The 19,595-nt window shown below is 67.6% G+C and carries 19 protein-coding genes; 12 read left to right on the plus strand and 7 right to left on the minus strand.

Annotated features, from left to right (window positions below; all coding sequences use genetic code 11):
• Positions 1-29 precede the first annotated feature (29 nt).
• Positions 30-1,691 carry a GMC family oxidoreductase gene (locus tag AB3147_RS12375; RefSeq protein ID WP_367352049.1) on the minus strand — a complete coding sequence of 554 codons (1,662 nt, stop codon included), beginning with the start codon at positions 1,689-1,691 and terminating at the stop codon, positions 30-32.
• A gap of 135 nt (positions 1,692-1,826) precedes the next feature.
• On the opposite strand from AB3147_RS12375, the gene AB3147_RS12380 reads away from it, so the two are divergent.
• On the plus strand, positions 1,827-2,681 hold the full coding sequence (locus AB3147_RS12380) for an IclR family transcriptional regulator (RefSeq protein WP_367352050.1): 855 nt from the start codon (positions 1,827-1,829) through the stop codon (positions 2,679-2,681).
• Between the two features lie 16 nt (positions 2,682-2,697).
• On the opposite strand, the gene AB3147_RS12385 is transcribed toward AB3147_RS12380, so the two are convergent.
• Entirely contained in the window at positions 2,698-3,126 is a 429-nt protein-coding gene (locus AB3147_RS12385) for a VOC family protein (RefSeq protein WP_367352051.1), read from the minus strand.
• Between the two features lie 121 nt (positions 3,127-3,247).
• Here AB3147_RS12385 and AB3147_RS12390 point away from each other — a divergent pair, with 121 nt between their 5' ends.
• The 11 genes from AB3147_RS12390 to AB3147_RS12440 all read left to right on the plus strand — a co-directional run bounded on the left by AB3147_RS12390 (position 3,248) and on the right by AB3147_RS12440 (position 11,884).
• Positions 3,248-3,592 carry a GFA family protein gene (locus AB3147_RS12390; RefSeq protein WP_175136693.1) on the plus strand — a complete coding sequence of 115 codons (345 nt, stop codon included), beginning with the start codon at positions 3,248-3,250 and terminating at the stop codon, positions 3,590-3,592.
• Positions 3,593-3,677: 85 nt separating this feature from the next.
• On the plus strand, positions 3,678-4,085 hold the full coding sequence (locus tag AB3147_RS12395; RefSeq protein ID WP_367352052.1) for a carboxymuconolactone decarboxylase family protein: 408 nt from the start codon (positions 3,678-3,680) through the stop codon (positions 4,083-4,085).
• A gap of 13 nt (positions 4,086-4,098) precedes the next feature.
• Entirely contained in the window at positions 4,099-4,710 is a 612-nt protein-coding gene (locus tag AB3147_RS12400) for an LON peptidase substrate-binding domain-containing protein (protein WP_367352053.1), read from the plus strand.
• A gap of 27 nt (positions 4,711-4,737) precedes the next feature.
• The gene (locus AB3147_RS12405) at positions 4,738-5,658 is read left to right on the plus strand and encodes a ParB N-terminal domain-containing protein (RefSeq protein ID WP_367352054.1); all 921 of its coding nucleotides are present in this window, start codon (positions 4,738-4,740) and stop codon (positions 5,656-5,658) included.
• Positions 5,659-5,815: 157 nt separating this feature from the next.
• Positions 5,816-6,496, plus strand: coding sequence for an RraA family protein (locus AB3147_RS12410; protein WP_367352055.1), 681 nt, complete (start codon positions 5,816-5,818; stop codon positions 6,494-6,496).
• Complete coding sequence (locus AB3147_RS12415) at positions 6,493-7,695, plus strand: aminotransferase class I/II-fold pyridoxal phosphate-dependent enzyme (RefSeq protein ID WP_218343641.1); 1,203 nt, start codon at positions 6,493-6,495, stop codon at positions 7,693-7,695. The genes AB3147_RS12410 and AB3147_RS12415 overlap by 4 nt, the downstream gene beginning before the upstream one ends.
• A gap of 74 nt (positions 7,696-7,769) precedes the next feature.
• Positions 7,770-8,591: an ABC transporter substrate-binding protein gene (locus AB3147_RS12420; protein ID WP_367352056.1), complete on the plus strand. Its 822-nt coding sequence runs from the start codon at positions 7,770-7,772 to the stop codon at positions 8,589-8,591.
• Between the two features lie 123 nt (positions 8,592-8,714).
• Complete coding sequence (locus AB3147_RS12425; protein ID WP_175121788.1) at positions 8,715-9,404, plus strand: amino acid ABC transporter permease; 690 nt, start codon at positions 8,715-8,717, stop codon at positions 9,402-9,404.
• The gene (locus AB3147_RS12430) at positions 9,397-10,086 is read left to right on the plus strand and encodes an amino acid ABC transporter permease (RefSeq protein WP_175122014.1); all 690 of its coding nucleotides are present in this window, start codon (positions 9,397-9,399) and stop codon (positions 10,084-10,086) included. The genes AB3147_RS12425 and AB3147_RS12430 overlap by 8 nt, the downstream gene beginning before the upstream one ends.
• A gap of 12 nt (positions 10,087-10,098) precedes the next feature.
• The gene (locus AB3147_RS12435; protein WP_175121787.1) at positions 10,099-10,833 is read left to right on the plus strand and encodes an amino acid ABC transporter ATP-binding protein; all 735 of its coding nucleotides are present in this window, start codon (positions 10,099-10,101) and stop codon (positions 10,831-10,833) included.
• Between the two features lie 64 nt (positions 10,834-10,897).
• Positions 10,898-11,884 (plus strand): LysR family transcriptional regulator, encoded by a 987-nt coding sequence (locus tag AB3147_RS12440; protein WP_279974279.1) that lies wholly within the window; start codon positions 10,898-10,900, stop codon positions 11,882-11,884.
• Here AB3147_RS12440 and AB3147_RS12445 read toward each other — a convergent pair.
• From AB3147_RS12445 to AB3147_RS12465, 5 genes are all read right to left on the minus strand, one after another.
• Positions 11,881-12,264, minus strand: a complete 384-nt coding sequence (locus AB3147_RS12445; protein ID WP_175121786.1) for an I78 family peptidase inhibitor — start codon at positions 12,262-12,264, stop codon at positions 11,881-11,883. The genes AB3147_RS12440 and AB3147_RS12445 overlap by 4 nt on opposite strands.
• A gap of 214 nt (positions 12,265-12,478) precedes the next feature.
• Positions 12,479-15,793 carry an error-prone DNA polymerase gene (locus tag AB3147_RS12450; RefSeq protein WP_367352057.1) on the minus strand — a complete coding sequence of 1,105 codons (3,315 nt, stop codon included), beginning with the start codon at positions 15,791-15,793 and terminating at the stop codon, positions 12,479-12,481.
• A 1-nt stretch (position 15,794) separates the two neighbouring features.
• On the minus strand, positions 15,795-17,264 hold the full coding sequence (locus AB3147_RS12455; protein WP_218343645.1) for a Y-family DNA polymerase: 1,470 nt from the start codon (positions 17,262-17,264) through the stop codon (positions 15,795-15,797).
• The gene (gene imuA, locus AB3147_RS12460) at positions 17,194-17,898 is read right to left on the minus strand and encodes a translesion DNA synthesis-associated protein ImuA (RefSeq protein ID WP_175121783.1); all 705 of its coding nucleotides are present in this window, start codon (positions 17,896-17,898) and stop codon (positions 17,194-17,196) included. Before imuA ends, AB3147_RS12455 begins: the two co-directional genes overlap by 71 nt.
• Before the next feature lie 119 nt (positions 17,899-18,017).
• Positions 18,018-19,523: an amino acid permease gene (locus tag AB3147_RS12465; protein WP_367352058.1), complete on the minus strand. Its 1,506-nt coding sequence runs from the start codon at positions 19,521-19,523 to the stop codon at positions 18,018-18,020.
• Positions 19,524-19,595: the final 72 nt, after the last annotated feature.

The following is a 19,595-nucleotide window of genomic DNA, read 5'->3' on the forward strand; positions in this document are numbered from 1 at the left end:
CGGCCGGGTCTGTCTGCGATATGGGTTTCCTAGCCGGGGTCCGTCATCTCCATCCGGGCGGGCGTGCGCACGACTTGCGCGCGCGCCTGCCGCACGTCCTGCAGCATGAAATCCGCCGCGCGCTCGGCCAGCATCACGACCGGCGCGTTGGTGTTGCCCGAGACCAGCGTGGGCATGATCGAGCAATCCACCACGCGCAGCGCCGACACCCCGTGCACGCGCAGGCGCTCGTCCACGACGGCCAGCGGATCGCTGCGCGGTCCCATCTTCGCCGTGCCTGACGGGTGGAAGATGGTGGCGCCATATTCGCGGCAGAAGTGCAGGATCTCGTCGTCCGTGTGCACGTCCGGGCCGGGCCGGAACTCACGTTTCATCAGGCCGGCCAGCGGCTCAGTCGCGGCGACCTGACGCGCATACCGCACGGCGGCCACCGCCATGCGGCGGTCCAGGTCCGTCGACAGGTAATTGGGCTGCATGGACGGCGCCTCGAACGGGTCCGTGCTGCGCAGGCGCACCCGGCCGCGCGAGGTCGGCCGAAGCTGGCACACCGAATAGGTGCAGCCGGAAAACGGATGCACCTTGCCGCCCGCCATGTCGGCGGACAGGGTCGCGAAATGGAACTGGGTGTCGGGCGTGCGGCTGGCCGGATCGACGCGGCAGAAAAGACCGCCCTGATTGATGCCCACGGCCAGCGGACCGCTGCGCAGCAGCAGCCATTGCAGCCCCATGCGCACCCGGCCGGTCAGGCTGCGCAACTGGTCGTTGGTGGTGATGGGGCGGGTGGTCTCGTAGATCAGGCGGATCTGAAGATGATCCTGCAGGTTTTCGCCCACGCCGGGCAGGTCGCGCACGACGCCGATGCCGAACTCGCGCAGCAGGCTGGCGGGCCCGACGCCGGATAGCTGAAGCAGTTGCGGCGATTGCAGGGCGCCCGCGCACAGCACGACTTCGCGCCGGGCGCGCAGCGTGCGGACCTGGCCGCCTTGCCGGTAGCGCACGCCGCAGGCGCGGCTGCCTTCGAACAGCACGGCCATCGCGTGCGCATCGGTCTCGATGCGCAGGTTGGGGCGGTCCTGCGCGGGGCGCAGGTAAGCCACGGCGGTGGAGCAGCGGCGGCCGTTGCGCGTGGTCAGCTGGTAATAGCCCACGCCCTCCTGGTCGCCGCTATTGAAGTCGCGCACGTGCGGCACGCCCAGCTTGCCCGCGGCGGCGATCAGCGCTTCCACCAGCGGATGCGGCGTCTTGATGGACGTGGCGTTCAGCGGACCCTCGGTACCGCGGGTGGGGCCGGGACCCAGGTCGTTGTTTTCCAGTTTGCGAAACCACGGCAGGCAGTCGTCCCAGCCCCAGCCCGCGTTGCCGGCCGCAGCCCAGGCGTCGTAGTCTTCGCGCTGGCCGCGGATGTAGATGAGACCGTTGATGGCGCTGGAGCCGCCCAGCGTGCGGCCGCGCGGCCAGTAGATGCGGCGGTCCAGCATGTTGGGATCCGGGTCCGTGTAGAAGCCCCAGTTCACCACCTTGTGGAACATCGTCTTGCCGTAGCCGATGGGGATGTGGATCCACGGATAGGTGTCCTTGGGACCGGCCTCCAGCAGGCACACCGTGTGCGCGCCGTCCGCACTCAACCGGTTCGCCATCACGCATCCGGCCGAGCCGGCTCCCACCACGATGTAATCGACGGTATCGGACATATCCGCGCGGTCTCCCTTATATTGTTCGGCAGGTCCGACCGGCTCGCGCTCCGCAATGCGGACCAGGCCGGCATCTGAGGCGATTCTAGGAAGCGCGCACACAGAACAAAGCACAACACGCGCTGGGGCAGACAAATGGAACAGAACATGCAGCGTCGGTTTCAAAATCGCAGTGCAGCATCGGAACAGGCGGCCGGCGGCCGGTCCGATGACCCCGGCGGGCAACAGGAAGCCGCCCGTTCGCTGCGGGCATTGCTGGTGCTGGATCACCTGGCCCGCGCGCAGCATCCGCCCACGCTCGCGCAGTTGGCGCAACGGCTCGACATGCCCAAGACCACGCTGATGCGCCTCTTGGCGGCCATGCAGCGCGCGGGCTTTGTGGCCGCCACCCCGACTGAAAACGGCGTCGTGACGGGGCCGCAGGCGACATCGCTGGCGCTGGCTACGCTGCGCGCCAGCGCCTTCACGCGCGCATGCCGCGCGGTGCTGACCAAGCTGGTGGGCACGTTGGGCGAAACGTGCAACCTGACCGCGCCGGACGGCGACCAGGTCGTCTACATGGAACGCGTCGAGACGTCCGAGCCCCTACGCCTGTTCTTTGCCGTGGGCAGCCACGTGCCCATGCATTGCACGGCCAGCGGCAAGCTGTTTCTGGCGTCGATGAACCGCCTGGAGCGCAGCCACGTGCTGGCGCGCCTGCCGCTTACGCGCAATACGCCGCGCACGTTTACCGACCCGGCCAAGCTGGACGCCGAGCTGGAGCGGCTGGCCGTGCGCGGCATCGGCATCGACAACGAGGAGTTCGTGCGCGGCATGAGCGCGGTGGCGGTGCCTGTGCGCGATGGCGAGGACCGCGTGGTGGCGGCGGTGGCCTGCCACGCGCCGACCGCGCGGGTGATGCTGGACGATCTGTTGCGCGCGGTGCCGGTGCTGCAAGGCGCCGCGCAGTCGCTGCACGACGTGCTGGCGGCGCACCGGCCGGGCGGTTAGGAAGGGTGCGGGGCGCTCAGTGGCTCATGCGGCCGCCGCTTACCATCCACCGCGTGCCATACCGGTCGACCAGCGCGCCGTAGGCTTCGGCCCAGAAGGTCTTTTGCAGCGGCATCGTGACGCTGCCGCCTTCGGCCAGGTGCTCGAACACGCGATGCGCATCCGACACGGTGGGATACACCAGCGCCAGCGCCACCCCGCGATTGCCGGGGTAGGGATGGCCGGCAGTGGCGTCGCTCCCCAGCAAGGTCTGTTCGTCCAGCGTCAGGCGGGCGTACATGATGCGCCCGGCGTCCTCGTCCGACAGAACCGGCATGGCGGCATCGGGCGGGGCATCTGCATAGCGGATCAGCGCGTCAAGGCGGCCGCCCAGCACGCGTTCGTAAAAGCGCATGGCCTCGGCGCAATTGCCGTCAAAACTGAGGTATGCGGATAACTGGGGCATGATGGCTCCGTGCGTGGCCGGGGGTGGGGTTGGGGCTGGGGTGCGGTGCGTCCGCATGGGCAAGGCGGGCGGGGCAGGCCTATGATGGGAGTCTGATCCGATTACGGCCGGGAGACAATCCATGCAATTAGGAAGCTGCCACTGCGGACAGATTGCCTATGAAGTCGATGGCGATGTGTCGCAGGTGTTGGAATGCAACTGCTCGCACTGCAGCCGCAAGGGCTATCTGCTGTGGTTCGTGCCGCGTGCCGCCCTGCGCATCACGTCGTCCACGCAGGCCATGTCGACGTATACCTTCAACAAGCACGTGATCTCGCACCATTTCTGCGCCAACTGCGGCTGTGCGCCCTTCGGGTTCGGGGTCGGGGCAGAAGGCAAGGAAACGGCTGCGGTCAACGTGCGTTGCCTGGAAAACGTCGACCTGAATACGCTGACCCGCATTCCGTACGACGGCCGCAACACCTGAGCGGCCGGCTGCGTTCCTGAACGGATCAAAAGGGGGCCGCCGCGATGCGGTGGTCCGATGTGTTTTTTCACGATGGAGAGGGGCAATGAGCACGGTAAGGCTGCTGAGCGATGACGAGATCCGCAGAAGTCCCGAGGCATGGGCGGTGTTCGAGGACATCCGCGCCACGCGCAAGTCGGACTTCGTCAACAACTTCTGGCGGGCGCTGGCCAACGATCCCCCGCGGATGCGCAGCGTCTGGGAGCAGCTCAAGACGGTGATGATGGCCGAGGGCGAGCTCTCGCCGCTGGTGCGCGAAATGATCTACATCGCGGTGTCCACCGCCAATGGCTGCTCGTATTGCGTCCATTCCCACACGGCCTCGGCCCGGGCCAAGGGCATGACCGATGGTCAGCACGCCGAACTGCTGGCGGTGATGGCGATGGCGTCGCAGACCAACGCGCTGGCGACGGCGCTGCAGGTGCCCGTGGACGATGCCTTCTACGTGAAATGACCAGGAGGCGGCCATGTCGCTGATTCCCTTGTTTCCGCTGTCCAATGCGCTGTTTCCCGCGGGCGTGGTGCATCTGCGCATCTTCGAGGTCCGCTATCTGGACATGATCCGGCGCAGCATCGCCGACAACACCGAGTTCGGCATCGTGGGCCTGTTGGCCGGCAGCGAGGTCCGCTCGCCCGAGGGCGTCGAGACGCTGTCGCCCGTGGGCACCATGGCGCGGGTCGAAACCTGGGAGGCGCCCATGCCGGCCTTGCTGGAAATCCGGTGCCGGGGCACCTCGCGCTTTCGGCTCCGGTCCAGCGAGGTGGCAAAATACGGCCTTTGGATGGGCGAGGCCGAGCCCATTGCCGATGATCCGCCCACGGCCGTGCCCGCGGCCATGCAGGCCAGCGCCGATGCGCTGGGGCGCCTGGTGGCGCAGTGGCAGCAGGACGGCGTGCCCGCCGAAAGAATGCCGCTGGCGCCGCCGTTCCGGCTGGACGATTGCGGCTGGGTGGCAAACCGCTGGTGTGAACTCTTGCCACTGCCCCCGGACGACAAGGCAACGCTGCTGGGCCTGACGGACCCCGTGGCGCGCCTGGCCGCGATCCAGGACGTGCTGCGCGGACAGGGGCTGGCCTAGGGCGCCGCCCGACTTTATTTGGACACCATGGAAATCAGAGTAGACGAAGGCCTGCGTGCCTATATAGACCCGCTGACCGAGGACGAACACGCCGCGCTGGAGCGCAGCCTGCTGGCCGAGGGGTGCCGCGACGCCCTGGTCCTGTGGGGCGACCTGCTGATCGACGGGCACAACCGTTACGCCATCTGCGTCAAGCACAACATCCCGTTCCAGACGATTCAGCATCCGCACTTCAAGTCCATGGACGACGTGCATCTTTGGATGATCGAGAACCATCTGGGCCGGCGCAGCGTGTCGGACTTCCAGCGCGGGGTGTTGGCGCTTCGCAAGAAGGAAATCCTGCTGGCGCGCACCGGCCCGGAAGCGGCTGGTGCAGCCGAAGGTGGGCCGGACGGCAGCGGCCAAGGATCGCCGGCGGACGGTGGGCCGGCGGACGACTCCCCGCCTTGGGACGAGGACACGCCCGGGGCCAGCGCCGCGCCGATGCGCGGGCATGCCAATCCCGATTGGAAGCCCGCCGTCCCCAGCCGCCAGGCGCTGGCGCGCGCCGCCCGCATCAGCAGCAATACCCTCAATCAGATCGAAAAGATCCAGAAGTCCGCGGCGCCGGAACTGGTGCGCGCGGTGAAGGAAGGCGCCATCTCCATCAACGCCGCGGCGGCCGTGGCGTCGCTGCCGGCCGAACGGCAGACCGCCGCCGTTGCAGGCGGGCGCAAGGAACTGCAGCAGGCCGCCCGGGAGGTCCGGCAGGCCAAGGCGCCGCCGCCGCGCGAGGCGCCGCCGGAAGAACCTATTGAAAACATCGCGGACATGCCGGCGGAAATCGCGCGGCTGCGCCAGTTGCTGGCCAAGCTGACCGATGAACGCGATCAGCTCAAGAAGAAGGTCATGCACCTGACGGTCGCGTTGTCGGAAGCCCGCAGCGGATCCGGCAGCGGGGATGATTGAGCGTCGATGCAGGAATAAGGGATAACCCTTAAACCGCATAATCCACGAAAAAAATTCGTGGATCGCTGGGAATTTATATCGTTTTGAGGAAAGGCTTGCGCGGCTTTGTAATGCAGGTTCGCTTCAACGCTTCCTGCATTCACACCTGACTTTCCTTATGAATCCCATCGGATATCGCATTCTTTCCCGGCCCGAGACGGCCGTCGCCGCCGACGTGCTGGCCGGTTTTGCCAGCATCGGCTCGGCCCAGATCAGCGACTGCATGAATCGCCTGTACGGCGTGTCGGGCCTGCGTCCGCTGCATAACGGCGCACGCCGCACGGTGGGCGTGGCCCTCACGGTCAAGACCCGTCCGGGCGATAACCTGATGATCCACAAGGCGATTTCGCTGGGCGGCGCGGGCGACGTGATCGTCGTGGACGGCTCGGGAGACACCAGCAACGCGCTGGTTGGCGAACTGATGATGATGGATGCGCAGTCGCGTGGCATCGAAGGCTTCGTGATCGACGGCGCGGTGCGCGATGCGGACGTGTTCGCCCAGGGCGAATTCGGCTGCTTTGCGCGCGACGTGTCGCACAAGGGGCCCTACAAGGACGGCCCGGGCGAGATCAACGTGCCCGTGTCGGTCGGCGGCCAGGTGGTCAATCCCGGCGACGTGGTCGTGGGCGATGCCGACGGCGTGGTGGTGATTCCCGCCGAACACGCCAGCGCCGTGCTGGCGCTGGCGCTGAAGAAGGAAGCCGACGAAGCCGTGGCCAAGGAAAAGTTGCGCGCCGGCACGTACACCAAGCCGTGGCTGGAAAAGGCGCTGGCGGAAAAGATGGGAGCGGCAAAATGAGCATCGTTGCCGACCGCATCAAGCGCATCAAGCTGTCGCCCAGCGTCGCCGCGCGCGCCATTATTGCGGAACTGCGCGAGCAGGGCCGCCGCATCATCGACCTGACCATCGGCGAACCGGATTTTTCGACGCCCGAACACATCCGCCAGGCCGCCACCGCCGCCATGAACCGCGGCGAAACCAAGTACCCGCCGGCGCAGGGCACGGTGGCCCTGCGCAAGGCCGCAGCCGTCCATCTGCGGGAAGCGACCGGCGTGGAATATCCGGCATCGCGCGTCATCGTCAGCACCGGCGCCAAGCAGGTGATCTTCAATGGCCTGGCCGCGACGCTGAACGACGGCGACGAAGTGCTGATCCCCGCGCCGTTCTGGGTGTCGTACCCGGACATGGTCCTGGTCAACGGCGGCGTGCCGGTGGCCGTGGAAACGTCGCCCGCCACCGATTACAAGGTGACGCCCGAGGCCCTGGAACGCGCCATCACGCCTCGTACCAAGTGGCTGATGATGAATGCCCCCAGCAACCCGACGGGATCGGTCTACAGCGCGGACGAACTGCGTGGTCTGACCGAGGTCCTGGCGCGTCATCCGCACGTCTGGCTGATGACCGACGACATCTACGCGCGCCTGAATTTCACCGGCGAACCGACGGTGCATCCGCTGCAAGTGGCGCCGGAACTGGCCGCCCGCACGCTGGTCGTCAATGGCGTGTCCAAGGCCTATGCCATGACGGGCTGGCGCATCGGCTACGGCGCTGGTCCCGATGAACTGATCAAGGCAATGGCGATCCTGCAGTCGCAAAGCACGTCGGGCGCCTCGTCGGTCAGCCAGGCGGCCGCGCTGGAAGCCCTGACGGGTCCGCAGGACTGCGTTGTTGAATTCGCCAAAGTGTTCCGCGAGCGCCGCGACCTGGCGATCGCCGAATTGTCCGGCGCGCCGGGCCTGGACATCGTCGTGCCGCAGGGCGCGTTCTATGTCTTTCCGGACTGCTCGGGCCTCTTGGGCAAGAAGACGCCGGCCGGCGACGTGATCGCCAGCGACACGGACCTCACGCACTACCTGCTGCGCGAAGCCGGCGTGGCGGTCATCGACGGCCATGCCTACGGCGCGCCCGGCACGTTCCGGTTGTCGTTTGCCGCCTCGCTGGACGATATCCGGCAGGGATGCGCGGCCATCCGCGAGGCCTGCGCCAAGCTGGCCTGACGGGCCACGCTTTCGCACCCATACGGCGTCATCGCCAGTCTGTACACCTAACAACCATTCAAGGGGAATGAACCATGAAGCGTCACACTCTCATCGCCGCCAGCCTGGCCCTGGCTTCGCTGGCCGCGGGCGGAATTGCCCACGCCGACCAGCTTGACGACATCAAGGCGCGCGGCGAGCTGGTTTGCGGCACGCTGGGCACGTCGCAGCCGTTCAGCTTCCAGGACGGCGCGACGCGCCAGCTGGTGGGCTATGACGTAGACGTGTGCAAGCTCGTCGCGGACAAGCTGGGCGTCAAGGTCAACTACAAGCTGCTGTCGGTGGCGGCGCGCGTGCCGGAACTGAACGAAGGGCGCGTGGACATCCTGGCGGCCAACCTGGGCTATTCGCCCGACCGCGCGCAGCAGATCGCCTTCAGCCACGCGTACTACGTCAGCCCGCAAAAGCTGATGGTGCGCAAGGATTCGGGCCTGGACTCGATCGAAGCTCTGAACGGCCGCCGCATCGGCGCGACCAAGGGTTCCAGCTCCGAGCGCGAGATCAAGCGCATTCTCGACAAGTCGCAGGTGATCGGCTACGGCGACAGCTCGGCCACGTACCTGGCGCTGCAGCAGAAGAAGGTGGACGCGCAGTTCGCATCCGAGCTGGTGCTGGTGCGTCTGGTGCTGCAAAGCCCGCCGACCGCGCCGGTCAGCGTGATCTCCAAGGCCGTGTTCGATGAGCCGTGGGGCCTGGGCGTGCGCAAGTCCGAGCCGCGATTCCTGGAAACGGTGAACCAGGCGCTGGACGAGGCCGAAACCTCGGGCGCGGCGGCCAAGCTGTTCGACAAGTGGTTTGGCCCCGACACCCCCTACAAGCTGGAGCGCGGCTTCAAGATCGGCCCGATCGCCGGCTAAGGGGCCGATCCGAGCGCTGCCGTTCGCCAGTATCCGTCACGGCTTCCCGCGTCTTGCAAGGCGATGCGCGGGAAGCCGTGATGCTTGGCGTTGCGCGCCCGAACGCAGGAGATTGACAGGTTTATGAGCTTTCTAGACGCTTCCCAATACCAGCTGCTGCTCAGCGGCATGGCGGTCACCGTGCAACTGTTTCTTGTTGCATGGGTGATGGCGTTTTCCATCGCGGTGACGCTGGTGGTGGTGCGCGCCACCAACCTGGCGCCATGCCGCTGGGTGGTCGACGCCTATGTGGAATACCACCGCAATGTGCCGCTGCTGGTGCAGGTGCTGTTCTGGTACTTCGGCATGCCCGAGCTGCTGCCCGAAGGATTCCGCATGTGGCTGTATGCGCACAACGCCGAAATGTCGCTGGCCGCGATCGCGCTCGCGCTGGGGTCGGCCGCCTATATCGCCGAAGACATCCGCAGCGGGCTGCGCGCCATTCCCGGCACCCAGTTCGAGGCTGCCCGCGCGCTGGGCGCCAGCTACCTGCAATGCATGCGCTTCGTCATCGTGCCGCAGGCGCTGCGCATCTCCATTCCGCCGCTGGTCGGACGCGCGCTGCTGCTCTTCAAGAACACCAGCGTGGCCATGGCGATCGGTGTGATGGAGCTGACCTACCAGGCGCGGGAAATCGAGAACGAGACCTACCGCACCTTCGCCACCTTCGGCGCGGCGACGATCATGTACCTGCTGGGATCGTTCCTCATCATGGCGCTCGGATCGCGCATCTACGCCCGTTATCGTCTGAACCGCGGAGGCCATGGTGCTTGATCTCCTGATGCAATACTGGCCCACGCTGCTGGTGGGCCAATACCCCAACGGTCCGCTCGGCGGACTGGCACTGACGCTCATCCTGGCCGCGCTGGGTCTGGCGATGTCCCTGCCGCTGGCGCTCTTGATCGCGCTGGCCAGGGTGAGTCCCTACGGGTGGCTGCGCACGGCCAGCAAGGCGCTGGTCAATGTGGTGCGCGGCATGCCGCTGCTGATGCTGATCTTCTGGGCCTACTTCGTGGTGCCCAAGATCACCGGCCAGGTGGTCAGCGGCTTCTGGACGCTGATCTTTGCGCTCGTGGTGTACGAAAGCGCCTACCTGTCCGAGGTCATCCGTTCGGGTATCGAGGCGGTGCCGCGCGGGCAGATCGAAGCCTCGCGTTCGCTGGGTGTGGGCTACTGGACGACGATGCGCAAGGTGGTGCTGCCGCAGGCGCTGTTCAACGTGCTGCCCAGCATGACCAGCCAGTTCGTGTCCACCGTCAAGGAAACCTCGCTGGGCTACGTCATCAGCGTCAACGAACTGACGTTTGCAGCCAACCAGGTCAACAACCTGGTGCTGACCCAGCCGCTGCAGGTGTTCGGCATTCTGGCCATCATCTACTTCATCGTGTGCTTCAGCCTGAGCCGTGGCTTGAGCTGGCTGGACCTGCGCATCCGCCGCACGCGGGCCATGGCTTAAAGGAACAAAAACATGATCAAACTCGAGAAAGTGAACAAGTGGTACGGCGAGCATCATGTGCTCAAGGATGTGGACCTGTCGGTGGCGCGCGGCGAGGTGCTGGTGGTTTGCGGACCGTCGGGGTCCGGCAAGTCCACGATGATCCGCACGATCAACCGGCTGGAACCCATCGAAAAGGGCCGCATCCTGATCGACGGCGCGGACATCTACGGCAAGGGCGCCAACCTGAATGCGCTACGCCAGAAGATCGGCTTCGTGTTCCAGCAGTTCAACCTGTTTCCGCACATGAGCGTGCTGGAAAACGTGATCTTCGCGCCCGTGAACATCCGCAAGCAGCCCCGCAAGGAAGCCGTGGAGCTGGCGCGCAGCCTGCTTGACCGCGTGGGATTGGCGCACAAGATCGATGCCTATCCGGGATCGCTGTCCGGCGGGCAGCAGCAGCGCGTGGCGATCGCGCGCGCGCTGGCGCTGCAACCGCCGGTCATGCTGTTCGACGAGCCGACCAGCGCGCTGGATCCGGAAATGGTGGGCGAGGTGCTTCAGGTGATGAAGGGCCTGGCCAAGGACGGCATGACGATGGTGTGCGTGACGCATGAAATGGGCTTTGCGCGCGACGTCTGCGACCGCGTGGTGTTCATGGACGCGGGCGAAATCCTGGAGATGGATACGCCCGAGCGCTTTTTCAGCGCGCCGGCGCATCCGCGCGCGCAGCGCTTCCTGGCGGACATCCTGCATCCGCGGGGTTGATCCGCGCCGATCGTCCGCGGTGGTAACGTCTGGGGTTTCCATGCGCTTTTCTTCGACCGCGGCGATGTACACCCTCAAGCAATTGGAGGCCTTTTACTGGAGTTCCGAACTGGGCAGCTTCAGCGCGTCGTCGCGCAAGCTGCACACCACCCAATCGGCCGTGGCCAAACGGGTGGGGGAACTCGAGGCCTTTGCCGGCGCGCCCCTGTTCGAGCGGCGCGCCAAGAAACTCCTGATGACCCCGCAGGGCCGCAAGCTGTTCGAGCTGGCCAGCCAGATGCTGGAGCTGAACAGCCGCATCGTGCAGAACATGGCCGATCCGGCCAGCTTCGAAGGCGTGGTGCGTCTGGGCGTGACGGAACTGGTGGGCATGACCTGGCTGGCCGGGCTGATCAAGCAGATCAGCCAGCGCTACCCCCGCGTGCAGTTGATGCCCGAGATCGATGGCGGCATCACGCTCTATGAACGGCTGGAGCAGGACGAACTGGATCTGGCGATCATGCCCGGCCCGTTCTGGGGCTACCAGTACGATTGCACGCACCTGGGGGCGGTCACCAATGTCTGGATGGCGAGTCCGGCGCTGGACATCGATGTCGCTGCCGCGTTGACGCCGCAGGATCTGGCGCCGTATCCGGTGATCTCGCAGCCCACCAATTCCGCGCTATCGCATCTGTACGACGCGTGGTTCGCGGAACAGGGGATGCCGGTCAAGCGCGTGCTGACCTGCAACAGCCTGGGCATGATGGCGCAGCTGACGATGCTGGGATTGGGGATCAGTTACCTGCCGGGCGCGTACTTTGCGCCGCTGGTGGCGCGCGGGGCGCTGTGCCAGTTGAATGTGCAGCCGGACCTGCCGACCATCAATTACTACGCGGTGCACAAAAAGAACATCGTCAATCCGGTCGTATCCCGGGTGATCGACATTGCGCGCGAGGAATGCGCGTTCGAGGTGGCGGGGGCCTTCCTGCCCCATGTGCCGCCGGCGGCGCGGCCCATCGAGGCAGGGGAAGGCGGCTTGCCGGATGGGAATCCGGCCGGCCGGCGCGCTTAACCGCAGCGGATCGCCGTCATCACGTCCTTGTCGTCCACGATGAGGTTCAGGCGGGTGTTGTTGTATTCCATGGTGACCAGCTGGCCCGGACGCAGCATGCGCGCGGTGGCGCTGCCGCTGCGCGTGCGCAGGTCTTCCATGACGGACGGCGTGGCTTTCTGACCGATCTGCGATTGCAGCGGGCCGGCGTCGCAGGTCTTGCCGGTGCTGCTGCCGGGCATGGCCGAGGACGAACCGTAGGAAGAGCCGGCGCCGGTGCTCGATGAAGAGGATGCGCTCGAGGAGCTGGAGGCCGGCGCGCTGGACGTACGCGAACCGCCGGTATTGGCGCACGCAGCCAGGCTGGCAACCAGCAGGAAGGGGATCAGCTTGCGGATCATGTAGGACTCCTTACAACGAGCGGACAAAAAGCCATGATAGACCAGCGGCGACGCGCTGTGCTCAAGGCGCGGCGGGCATGTGCAACCGGGCAACAACGGCGGGCGGCTGGGCGCGCGTCAGGTGTTCGCCAGGTGTCTGACACCCGTATGGACGGTCTTCAGGCTTGAAGGGTGCTTCAAGGGTGTCAGACACCGTCAAGTTGCTCCCGCATCCTCAATGGAAGTCGCGGCTCTGCGACGTCAGCCCGCCCAGGAGGTCGGACATGTCCACCAGCCGCTGCGCGATCAGGTGGCGCACGCCGTCCACGCTTTGCCAGGATCCGAACACCCCGAGCAGGGTGGCGCCCAGCAGCTCGCGGCGCTGGCGTTCGATCAGGTCGGGGCGGACCACCACGTTGACCGGGCCGGTCTCGTCTTCGAGGGTGACGAAGATGACGCCCTTGGAGGTCTGGGGGCGCTGGCGCACGGTGACGATGCCGCAGGCGCGCGCGACCCGCTTGTTGGGATAGTCGTTCAGCACCGAGGCAGGCTGGAAGTTGCGCGCGGCCAGTTGGGGGCGCAGCAGCGACACGGGATGGCTGTGCAGGGTCAGGCCGACGCTGCGATAGTCGGCGGCCACGGTCTGGCTCTCCGACGGGGCGGACAGCTGCGGGGCCTGGGTTTCCACGATCTCGGCGTCCCGCAGCAGGTCGCGGCTTTGTACGCTGGCGGCGGCTTCCCAACTGGCCTGGCGCCGGTGGCCGGCCAGGGTGCGCAGCGCATCGCCGGCGGCCAGCGCGTTCAGGTCGTGGCGATTCAGGCCGGCGCGGCGGGCCAGGTCGGCGGTGTTGGCAAAGGGGGCGTCGGCCCGCGCGGCCTCGATGCGGCGGGCGGCGTCCTCGCGCATGCCCTGCAGCAGGCTGAGTCCCAGCCGCACGGCGGGGCGGGGCGTGGCGACGCCCGGCGTGGCGACGCCCGGCGTATCGACGCCCGGCGTATCGACGCCCGGCGTGTCGACGCCCGACGCCTCTGCGGACGGCGCGTGGGGGTGGGGGCGGCGGCGGGCGCCCGGATGCCCGTCGGGCAGCGTTTCCAGCACCGAATCCCAGCCGCTTACCGTCACGTCGGCGGGCAGCACGCAGACGCCGTGGCGGCGCGCATCCTGCACCAGTTGGGAGGGCGCGTAGAACCCCATGGGCTGGGAATTGAGCAGGGCGGCCAGAAAGGCCTCCGGTTCGTGGCGCTTGAGCCAGGAGCTGGCATACGCCAGCAGGGCGAAGCTGGCGGCATGGCTTTCCGGAAAGCCGTATTCGCCAAACCCTTCCACCTGGCGGAACAGGGCTTCGGCGAAGTCCAGCGTGTAGCCGTGCGCCAGCAGCCCGCCCACCAGCTTGACGCGGAACTTGTCCACGCCGCCCTTGCGCCGCCAGGCCGCCATCGACCGGCGTAGCTGATCGGCCTCGCCGGGCGAAAAACCGGCGGCCACGACGGCGATCTGCATCACCTGTTCCTGGAAGATGGGCACGCCCATGGTGCGGCTGAGCACGCCGCGCACTTTTTCGCTGGGGTAGGTTTCGTCCTCCTTGCCCTGGCGGCGCCGCAGGTAGGGGTGGACCATGCCCCCCTGGATCGGTCCGGGGCGCACGATCGCCACCTGCACCACCAGGTCGTAGTATTCGCGCGGCCGCAGGCGCGGCAGCATCGTCATCTGGGCGCGCGATTCGATCTGGAAGACGCCAATGGTGTCGGCGTCGCAGATCATGTCGTAGGTGGGCACGTCGCCTTCCGGGATGTCCTGCAGGGCGAGCGGCTGGCCGCGGCGCTGGCTGGCCAGTTCAAGTGTGCGGCGCAGGGCCGACAGCATGCCCAGCGCCAGGACGTCGACCTTCAGCAGCTTCAGGGCGTCCAGGTCGTCCTTGTCCCATTGCACGACGCTGCGGTCTTCCATGGCGGCGTTCTCGATGGGCACCAGGCGCGAGAGCTTGCCGCGTGAAATGACGAAGCCGCCCGGGTGCTGCGACAGGTGGCGCGGAAAGCCCATCATGGTCTGCGCCAGCGATGCCCACTGGCGCGCCACCTGGGATTCCGGGTCCAGGCCGCAGGCGCCCAGCGTGCGCAGCATTTCCTTCTTGCCGTCCCACCACTGGTGCGCGCGGGCCACGGCGTCGATGACGCCCGGGTCCACGCCCAGCGCGCGCCCCGTATCGCGCAGCACGCTGCGCGGCCGGTACGAGATGACCACCCCGGTCAGGGCGGCGCGGTCACGGCCGTATTTGCCGTAGATGTACTGGATGACTTCTTCGCGGCGTTGATGTTCGAAGTCGACGTCGATGTCGGGCGGTTCGTTGCGTTCCTTGCTGATGAAGCGTTCGAACAGGTTGTTGCCGCGCTGCGGGTCCACCGCCGTGATGCCCAGGCAATAGCAGACGGCGGAGTTGGCGGCCGAGCCCCGGCCCTGGCACAGGATGCCGGCGTTGCGGGCGAACTGCACGATGTCGTAGACGGTCAGGAAGTAGGCCTCGTAGTTGAGGTCCGCGATGAGGTCCAGTTCCTTGTCGATCTGCGCCGTCACGCTGTCGGGCACGCCCTGGGGAAAGCGCCGGTCCGCCCCGGCCAGCGCTTCCTGGCGCAGATAGCTGGCGGGCGTGTGGCCGGGCGGCACGATCTCGTCGGGGTATTCGTAGTGCAGTTCGTCCAGCGAAAACGTGCAGCGGCGCGCCACCGCCAGGGTCTGCGCCAGCGCGTCGGGCGGATACAGGCTGGCCAGCCGCATGCGGCTGCGCAGGTGCTGTTCGGCATTGCCCGACAGTTCGTAGCCGCATTGCGACACCTGCTGGCGGGTGCGGATGCCGGTCAGCGTGTCGTGCAGCGGCTTGCGCGACCGGACATGCATCTGCACCTGGCCGACCGCCACGATCGGCAATTGCGAGGCCTGGGCTGCGTGTTCGACGGCGGCGCGGTGCAGGTCGTCGCGCGACTGGTGCAGCAGGTTCAGTCCCACCCACGCGCGCCCCGGAAAGACGCGCGCCAGCCAGCGCGCTTGGTCGGCCATGCGGTCGGCGTCGGTGCCGTAGGCGGGCGTCAGGATGGCCAGGCATTCCGGCAGACTGCGCAGGTGCGCGTGGCCGGCGGGTGGATCGGCAAGGTCTTGCGGGGAAAGCCGGTATTCGCCCTTGGGCGCCCGGGTGCGGCCCAGCGTGATGAATTCCGACAGGTTGCCGTAGCCTTCGCGCGTCTGCGCCAGCAGCGTCAGCCCCAGCGGCGCGGCGTCGGGCGCGGCGCGCAGCTGGAACGTGGCGCCCACGATGAGCGGCAGCTTGAGGGTCTTGGCTTCGGTGTGGGCGCGCACGACGCCGGCCAGCGAGCATTCGTCGGTCAGGGCCAGCGCGGCGTAACCGAGTTCGGCCGCCCGCGCGGCCAGTTCCTCGGGATGCGAGGCGCCTTGCAGGAACGAAAAATTGGACTGGCATTGCAGCTCGGCGTAGCCGGGCAACTGGGCCAGGACCTCGGCCGGGTCCAGGGGATCGGGGGCGTCGTCGTCCATGCGCATGTCAGGCGTACAGTCCGTGCAGGAACCAGCGCGCGTCCTCGGCGTCGCGCTCGCGGTAGATCCAGTAGCGCGCGCCCGCCGCGTCTTCGGCGACGAAGTAATCGCGCACGGTCAGGGCGGGGTCCCACCAGCCGCTTTCGATGCGTTCGGGGCCGCGCATCAGCCGCAGCGCCTGGCCGGCGTAGTGGGGGCGATGGCCGGACAGCTTGAGGGGCTGCGGGGTTTCCAGCAGCCAGAACGGCCGGTCGAGCAGCGGCGGCAGGGGGGCGGGACGTTCGGGCGCGGCCAGCGCATCGCCCCAGGAATTGGCGGCTTCGGGACGGTGGTCGGCGGTGGGCTGGGCATGGCGCACCCGGTCGCGGCCCAGCCGCGCCACCAGCAGGTCCAGCAGCCGCGCGTGGTCGGCGGCGGTGCCGCCCGGTTCGGGGAACAGGGTGGTGCTGGCCGCGGGCTGCTCGACGGTGTCGGGCGCGTGCAGCGTCACGGCGATGACGGGGGCTTCCAGCGTGAAGTGGTTGAGTTTTTCGCGCAGCAGATGCAGCAGCTGCGGCGCCTGCCAGATGGGCTGGGCCAGGGCCACTTCAAGTTCGGTGGGCGGGCGGGCGTGGCGGCCGCGTTCGTGATCCATGCTGAGCACCACGCGCCGCACGGCCAGTTGCCGGGCGGTCAGCCAGCCGCCCAGCTGCTCGGCCAGCCGGCCCGCCACGGCCAGCACGGCATCGGTGTTCTCCATGTAGTCCATGAGTTCGATCCGCCGCGAAAACTGGTTGGGCGGTTCGAGCCAGCGGTAGAGTTCGGGCACCTGGCCGTAGGCGGCGTCCAGCGCCTGCAGCAGATCGGGCGCGCTGCGCCGCTGCAGCCCCCCGCGCGGCAGGGCGCGCAGGTGCGCCAGCGTGTGGCAGCCGATGTCGTCCAGCCAGTTGCGGCGGTCTTGCGCCTGGGGCAGCAGCGACAGCGGCAGGGCATCGAGCCGCCGCGCCAGGGTGGGCAGCTTCAGGGTGCGCCGGGGCACGCGCCGGCCGGCGCGCCGCGCGAGCAGCCAGGCGCCCTTGGCCGTGGGCGCCATGCCCAGCGACACCCGCAGATCCAGCGCCCGCAGCGTGGCGGCCACCCGCCGGCTCAGCGCGCGCGGCCCGCGGAAGAACATCAGGCTGGCGCCCACGTTCAGCAGCACGGTGTCGCCGTCGGCCAGGGCGATTTCCGGGGTGTATTGCAAGAGGGCCAGGGCCGCGCCGTGCAGGGCGTCGGCCTCGGCCAGCGCATTGCGGGGCAGCAGTTCCACGCCGGGGGCGATGGCCGCCGCGCCCGCGCGGCGCATGCCGGGCGTCACGCCGGCCTGGCGGGCGGCGGGGGTCAGGGCGGCGACCCGTTCCTGATCCAGAACGGCGAACGCCTCCTGTTCATGCGGCCAGTGCGGGCGTATGGCGTCCAGCGGCAGGCAGCGCAGGTAGGCGGCGATCCAGAGGCGCATGGCGGGGAGAAGAGGGGGTAAGCGCGCCGGGCTCCAGGCCCACGTACAGCGGGGTGTCGCAGACAGGCCCCCGGCGCTTCAGGATGTGGACGGACAGGCCGCCGGGCGCGGGCGCCAGCGCCAGCCGCAAGGCGGCGGGCGTGGCGGTCTGCGCGGCGCGGGACGGGCGCACGGCGATGAACAGCAGGTCGCTGGCCTGGGCGGCCAGATGCAGGCGGCGCAGGGATTCGGGGCGCACGTGGGGCAGCCAGCAGATCAGCGCGCCGCAACTGGCGTTTTTCAGGATCTGTTCGCTGGCCCACAGCGCGTCGACCGGCTTTTCGGGCGCCACCCACAGCAGTTGCCGGGGATCCAGCCGCCAGCTCATCCAGCTGGCGATGTGCGGCACGTGCGGCGGCTGCACCAGGGCAATGGGACGACGGGTTTCCAGTTGGGCCAGCGCGGGACGCAGCAGGCGGATTTCTCCGATGCCGGGATGGGGGGTGAGCAGTTCAACGAGCGATCCGAGCGGCCAGCCGTTATCCGGCAGTTCGGCTGACAGCGCCGCGTGCCCGGTTGGCAGGGTGCGTGCGGCGCCTTTGGCCAACTGCGTGGCGCGCCACAACGCGGGATGGATCTGTTCGGGGGACTGCATGGCGAAAGCGCCCGGTGCTCAATACCTGTATGAATGTACAGTATTGTACCGGGCTTTGCGCCGGGCGGACGTATCGAAAAGTGCCCCCGAATGTGTCCCGAATGTGTCCCCGAAAAGTGCTAGAACCGCATGTCCTGGTACTTCACCCACCGCGAGCCGCGCAGCAGCCGGTGGCCGATCCACAGTCCCAGAAACAGCGGAATGGCCAGGTACGTCGACACCACGCCGATCCAGTCGACGCGTTCTTCAAGGAACGCCTGATAGTTCTGTCCCAGCGTGACCACCAGGCACAGCACGAAGGCCAGCAGCGGCCCGAACGGAAAAAGTCCCGCCTTGTAGGGCAGGTCGGCCGTGTCGTAGCCGTGCTTCACGTAGCCCTGGCGGAAGCGGTAGTGGCTGACCGCGATGCTCAGCCACACGATGAATTCCGTCATGCCCGCAAAATTGAGCAGCCAGATGTACACCGCCTTCGGGCTGTACACCACGCTGAACAGGCACAAGCAAGCCAGCAGCGTCGTGGCCAAGAGCGCATACAGCGGCACGCCGCGCGGGGTCAGACGCTTGAAGATCGCCGGCGCCTGGCCCTCGGCCGCCATGTTGAACAGCATCCGCGTCGCCGCATACATGCCCGAATTGCCGGCCGACAGCACGGACGTCAGGATCACCGCGTTCATCACCGTGGCCGCGGACAGCAGGCCCGCGTGCTCGAACACCAGCGTGAAGGGGCTGACCGCGATGTCCTCGACCTCGTTGCGCAGCAGTTGCGGATCGGTGTAGGGCACCAAGAGGCCGATGATCAGGATGGCCAGCACATAGAACAGCAGGATGCGCCAGAAGACGCTGTTGATCGCGCGGGGCACGTTGCGCCGGGGGTTTTCGGACTCGCCGGCCGCCACGCCCACCAGTTCGGTGCCCTGAAAGGAGTAGGCCACCACCATCGCCACGCCCACCCACGTCGCCGCGTTGCCGACGAAGGGCGCGTCGCCCACCTTCCAGTTGTCCAGTCCCACCGGTCCGCCGCCGTGGATGATGCCGGCCAGCATCGCCACGCCCACCACGATGAAGCACAGCACCGCCACCACCTTGATGATGGCGAACCAGTATTCGGCCTCGCCGAAGCTGCGCGCCGAGAAAGCGTTCAACCCGAAGGTCAGCGCCAAGAACGCCACGCTCCATATCCAGCCTGGCGTGTCCGGCAGCCAGTACGCCATGACGAGCTGCGCCGCCACGACGTCCACCGCCACGACCGTGGCCCAGCTGACCCAGAAGTTCCAGCCCAGCGCAAAGCCGAAGCCCGGATCCACATAGCGCGACGCATACGTGCAGAACGATCCCGACACCGGCATGAAGGTGGCCAGCTCGCCCAGGCTGGTCATGATGAAGTACACCATCAGGCCGATCACCAGGTAGACCATCAGCGCGCCGCCGGGGCCCGCCTGCGCAATGGCCGCGCCGGAAGCGACGAACAGGCCGGTGCCGATGGCCCCGCCCAGCGCTATCATCGTGAGGTGGCGTGCCTTCAGCACGCGGTGCAGCTGATTGTTGCCGGTGGTGTCGCCGGTAGTGTTGCTGGCAGTGTTGCTGACAGGCGCGGCGGCGCCCGAGTCGATGTTCGGTGTGTGCATGACAAGGCGTGTGGTGGCCGCCGCCCGGACATCGCCGGCGCTGGACATTGCCAACGGCGGGCGCCCGTCGTT

It is taken from the genome of Achromobacter animicus (assembly GCF_040775605.1).
GTDB lineage: Bacteria > Pseudomonadota > Gammaproteobacteria > Burkholderiales > Burkholderiaceae_B > Achromobacter > Achromobacter animicus.

What these genes read in the sequence shown, in the direction of transcription:
- AB3147_RS12375 (WP_367352049.1), bottom strand. Translation starts at nt 1,691, where the DNA reads ATGTCCGATACCGTCGATTACATCGTGGTGGGAGCCGGCTCGGCCGGA.
- AB3147_RS12380 (WP_367352050.1), top strand. Translation starts at nt 1,827, where the DNA reads ATGGAACAGAACATGCAGCGTCGGTTTCAAAATCGCAGTGCAGCATCG.
- AB3147_RS12385 (WP_367352051.1), bottom strand. Translation starts at nt 3,126, where the DNA reads ATGCCCCAGTTATCCGCATACCTCAGTTTTGACGGCAATTGCGCCGAG.
- AB3147_RS12390 (WP_175136693.1), top strand. Translation starts at nt 3,248, where the DNA reads ATGCAATTAGGAAGCTGCCACTGCGGACAGATTGCCTATGAAGTCGAT.
- AB3147_RS12395 (WP_367352052.1), top strand. Translation starts at nt 3,678, where the DNA reads ATGAGCACGGTAAGGCTGCTGAGCGATGACGAGATCCGCAGAAGTCCC.
- AB3147_RS12400 (WP_367352053.1), top strand. Translation starts at nt 4,099, where the DNA reads ATGTCGCTGATTCCCTTGTTTCCGCTGTCCAATGCGCTGTTTCCCGCG.
- AB3147_RS12405 (WP_367352054.1), top strand. Translation starts at nt 4,738, where the DNA reads ATGGAAATCAGAGTAGACGAAGGCCTGCGTGCCTATATAGACCCGCTG.
- AB3147_RS12410 (WP_367352055.1), top strand. Translation starts at nt 5,816, where the DNA reads ATGAATCCCATCGGATATCGCATTCTTTCCCGGCCCGAGACGGCCGTC.
- AB3147_RS12415 (WP_218343641.1), top strand. Translation starts at nt 6,493, where the DNA reads ATGAGCATCGTTGCCGACCGCATCAAGCGCATCAAGCTGTCGCCCAGC.
- AB3147_RS12420 (WP_367352056.1), top strand. Translation starts at nt 7,770, where the DNA reads ATGAAGCGTCACACTCTCATCGCCGCCAGCCTGGCCCTGGCTTCGCTG.
- AB3147_RS12425 (WP_175121788.1), top strand. Translation starts at nt 8,715, where the DNA reads ATGAGCTTTCTAGACGCTTCCCAATACCAGCTGCTGCTCAGCGGCATG.
- AB3147_RS12435 (WP_175121787.1), top strand. Translation starts at nt 10,099, where the DNA reads ATGATCAAACTCGAGAAAGTGAACAAGTGGTACGGCGAGCATCATGTG.
- AB3147_RS12440 (WP_279974279.1), top strand. Translation starts at nt 10,898, where the DNA reads ATGTACACCCTCAAGCAATTGGAGGCCTTTTACTGGAGTTCCGAACTG.
- AB3147_RS12445 (WP_175121786.1), bottom strand. Translation starts at nt 12,264, where the DNA reads ATGATCCGCAAGCTGATCCCCTTCCTGCTGGTTGCCAGCCTGGCTGCG.
- AB3147_RS12450 (WP_367352057.1), bottom strand. Translation starts at nt 15,793, where the DNA reads ATGCGCATGGACGACGACGCCCCCGATCCCCTGGACCCGGCCGAGGTC.
- AB3147_RS12455 (WP_218343645.1), bottom strand. Translation starts at nt 17,264, where the DNA reads ATGCGCCTCTGGATCGCCGCCTACCTGCGCTGCCTGCCGCTGGACGCC.
- imuA (WP_175121783.1), bottom strand. Translation starts at nt 17,898, where the DNA reads ATGCAGTCCCCCGAACAGATCCATCCCGCGTTGTGGCGCGCCACGCAG.
- AB3147_RS12465 (WP_367352058.1), bottom strand. Translation starts at nt 19,523, where the DNA reads ATGCACACACCGAACATCGACTCGGGCGCCGCCGCGCCTGTCAGCAAC.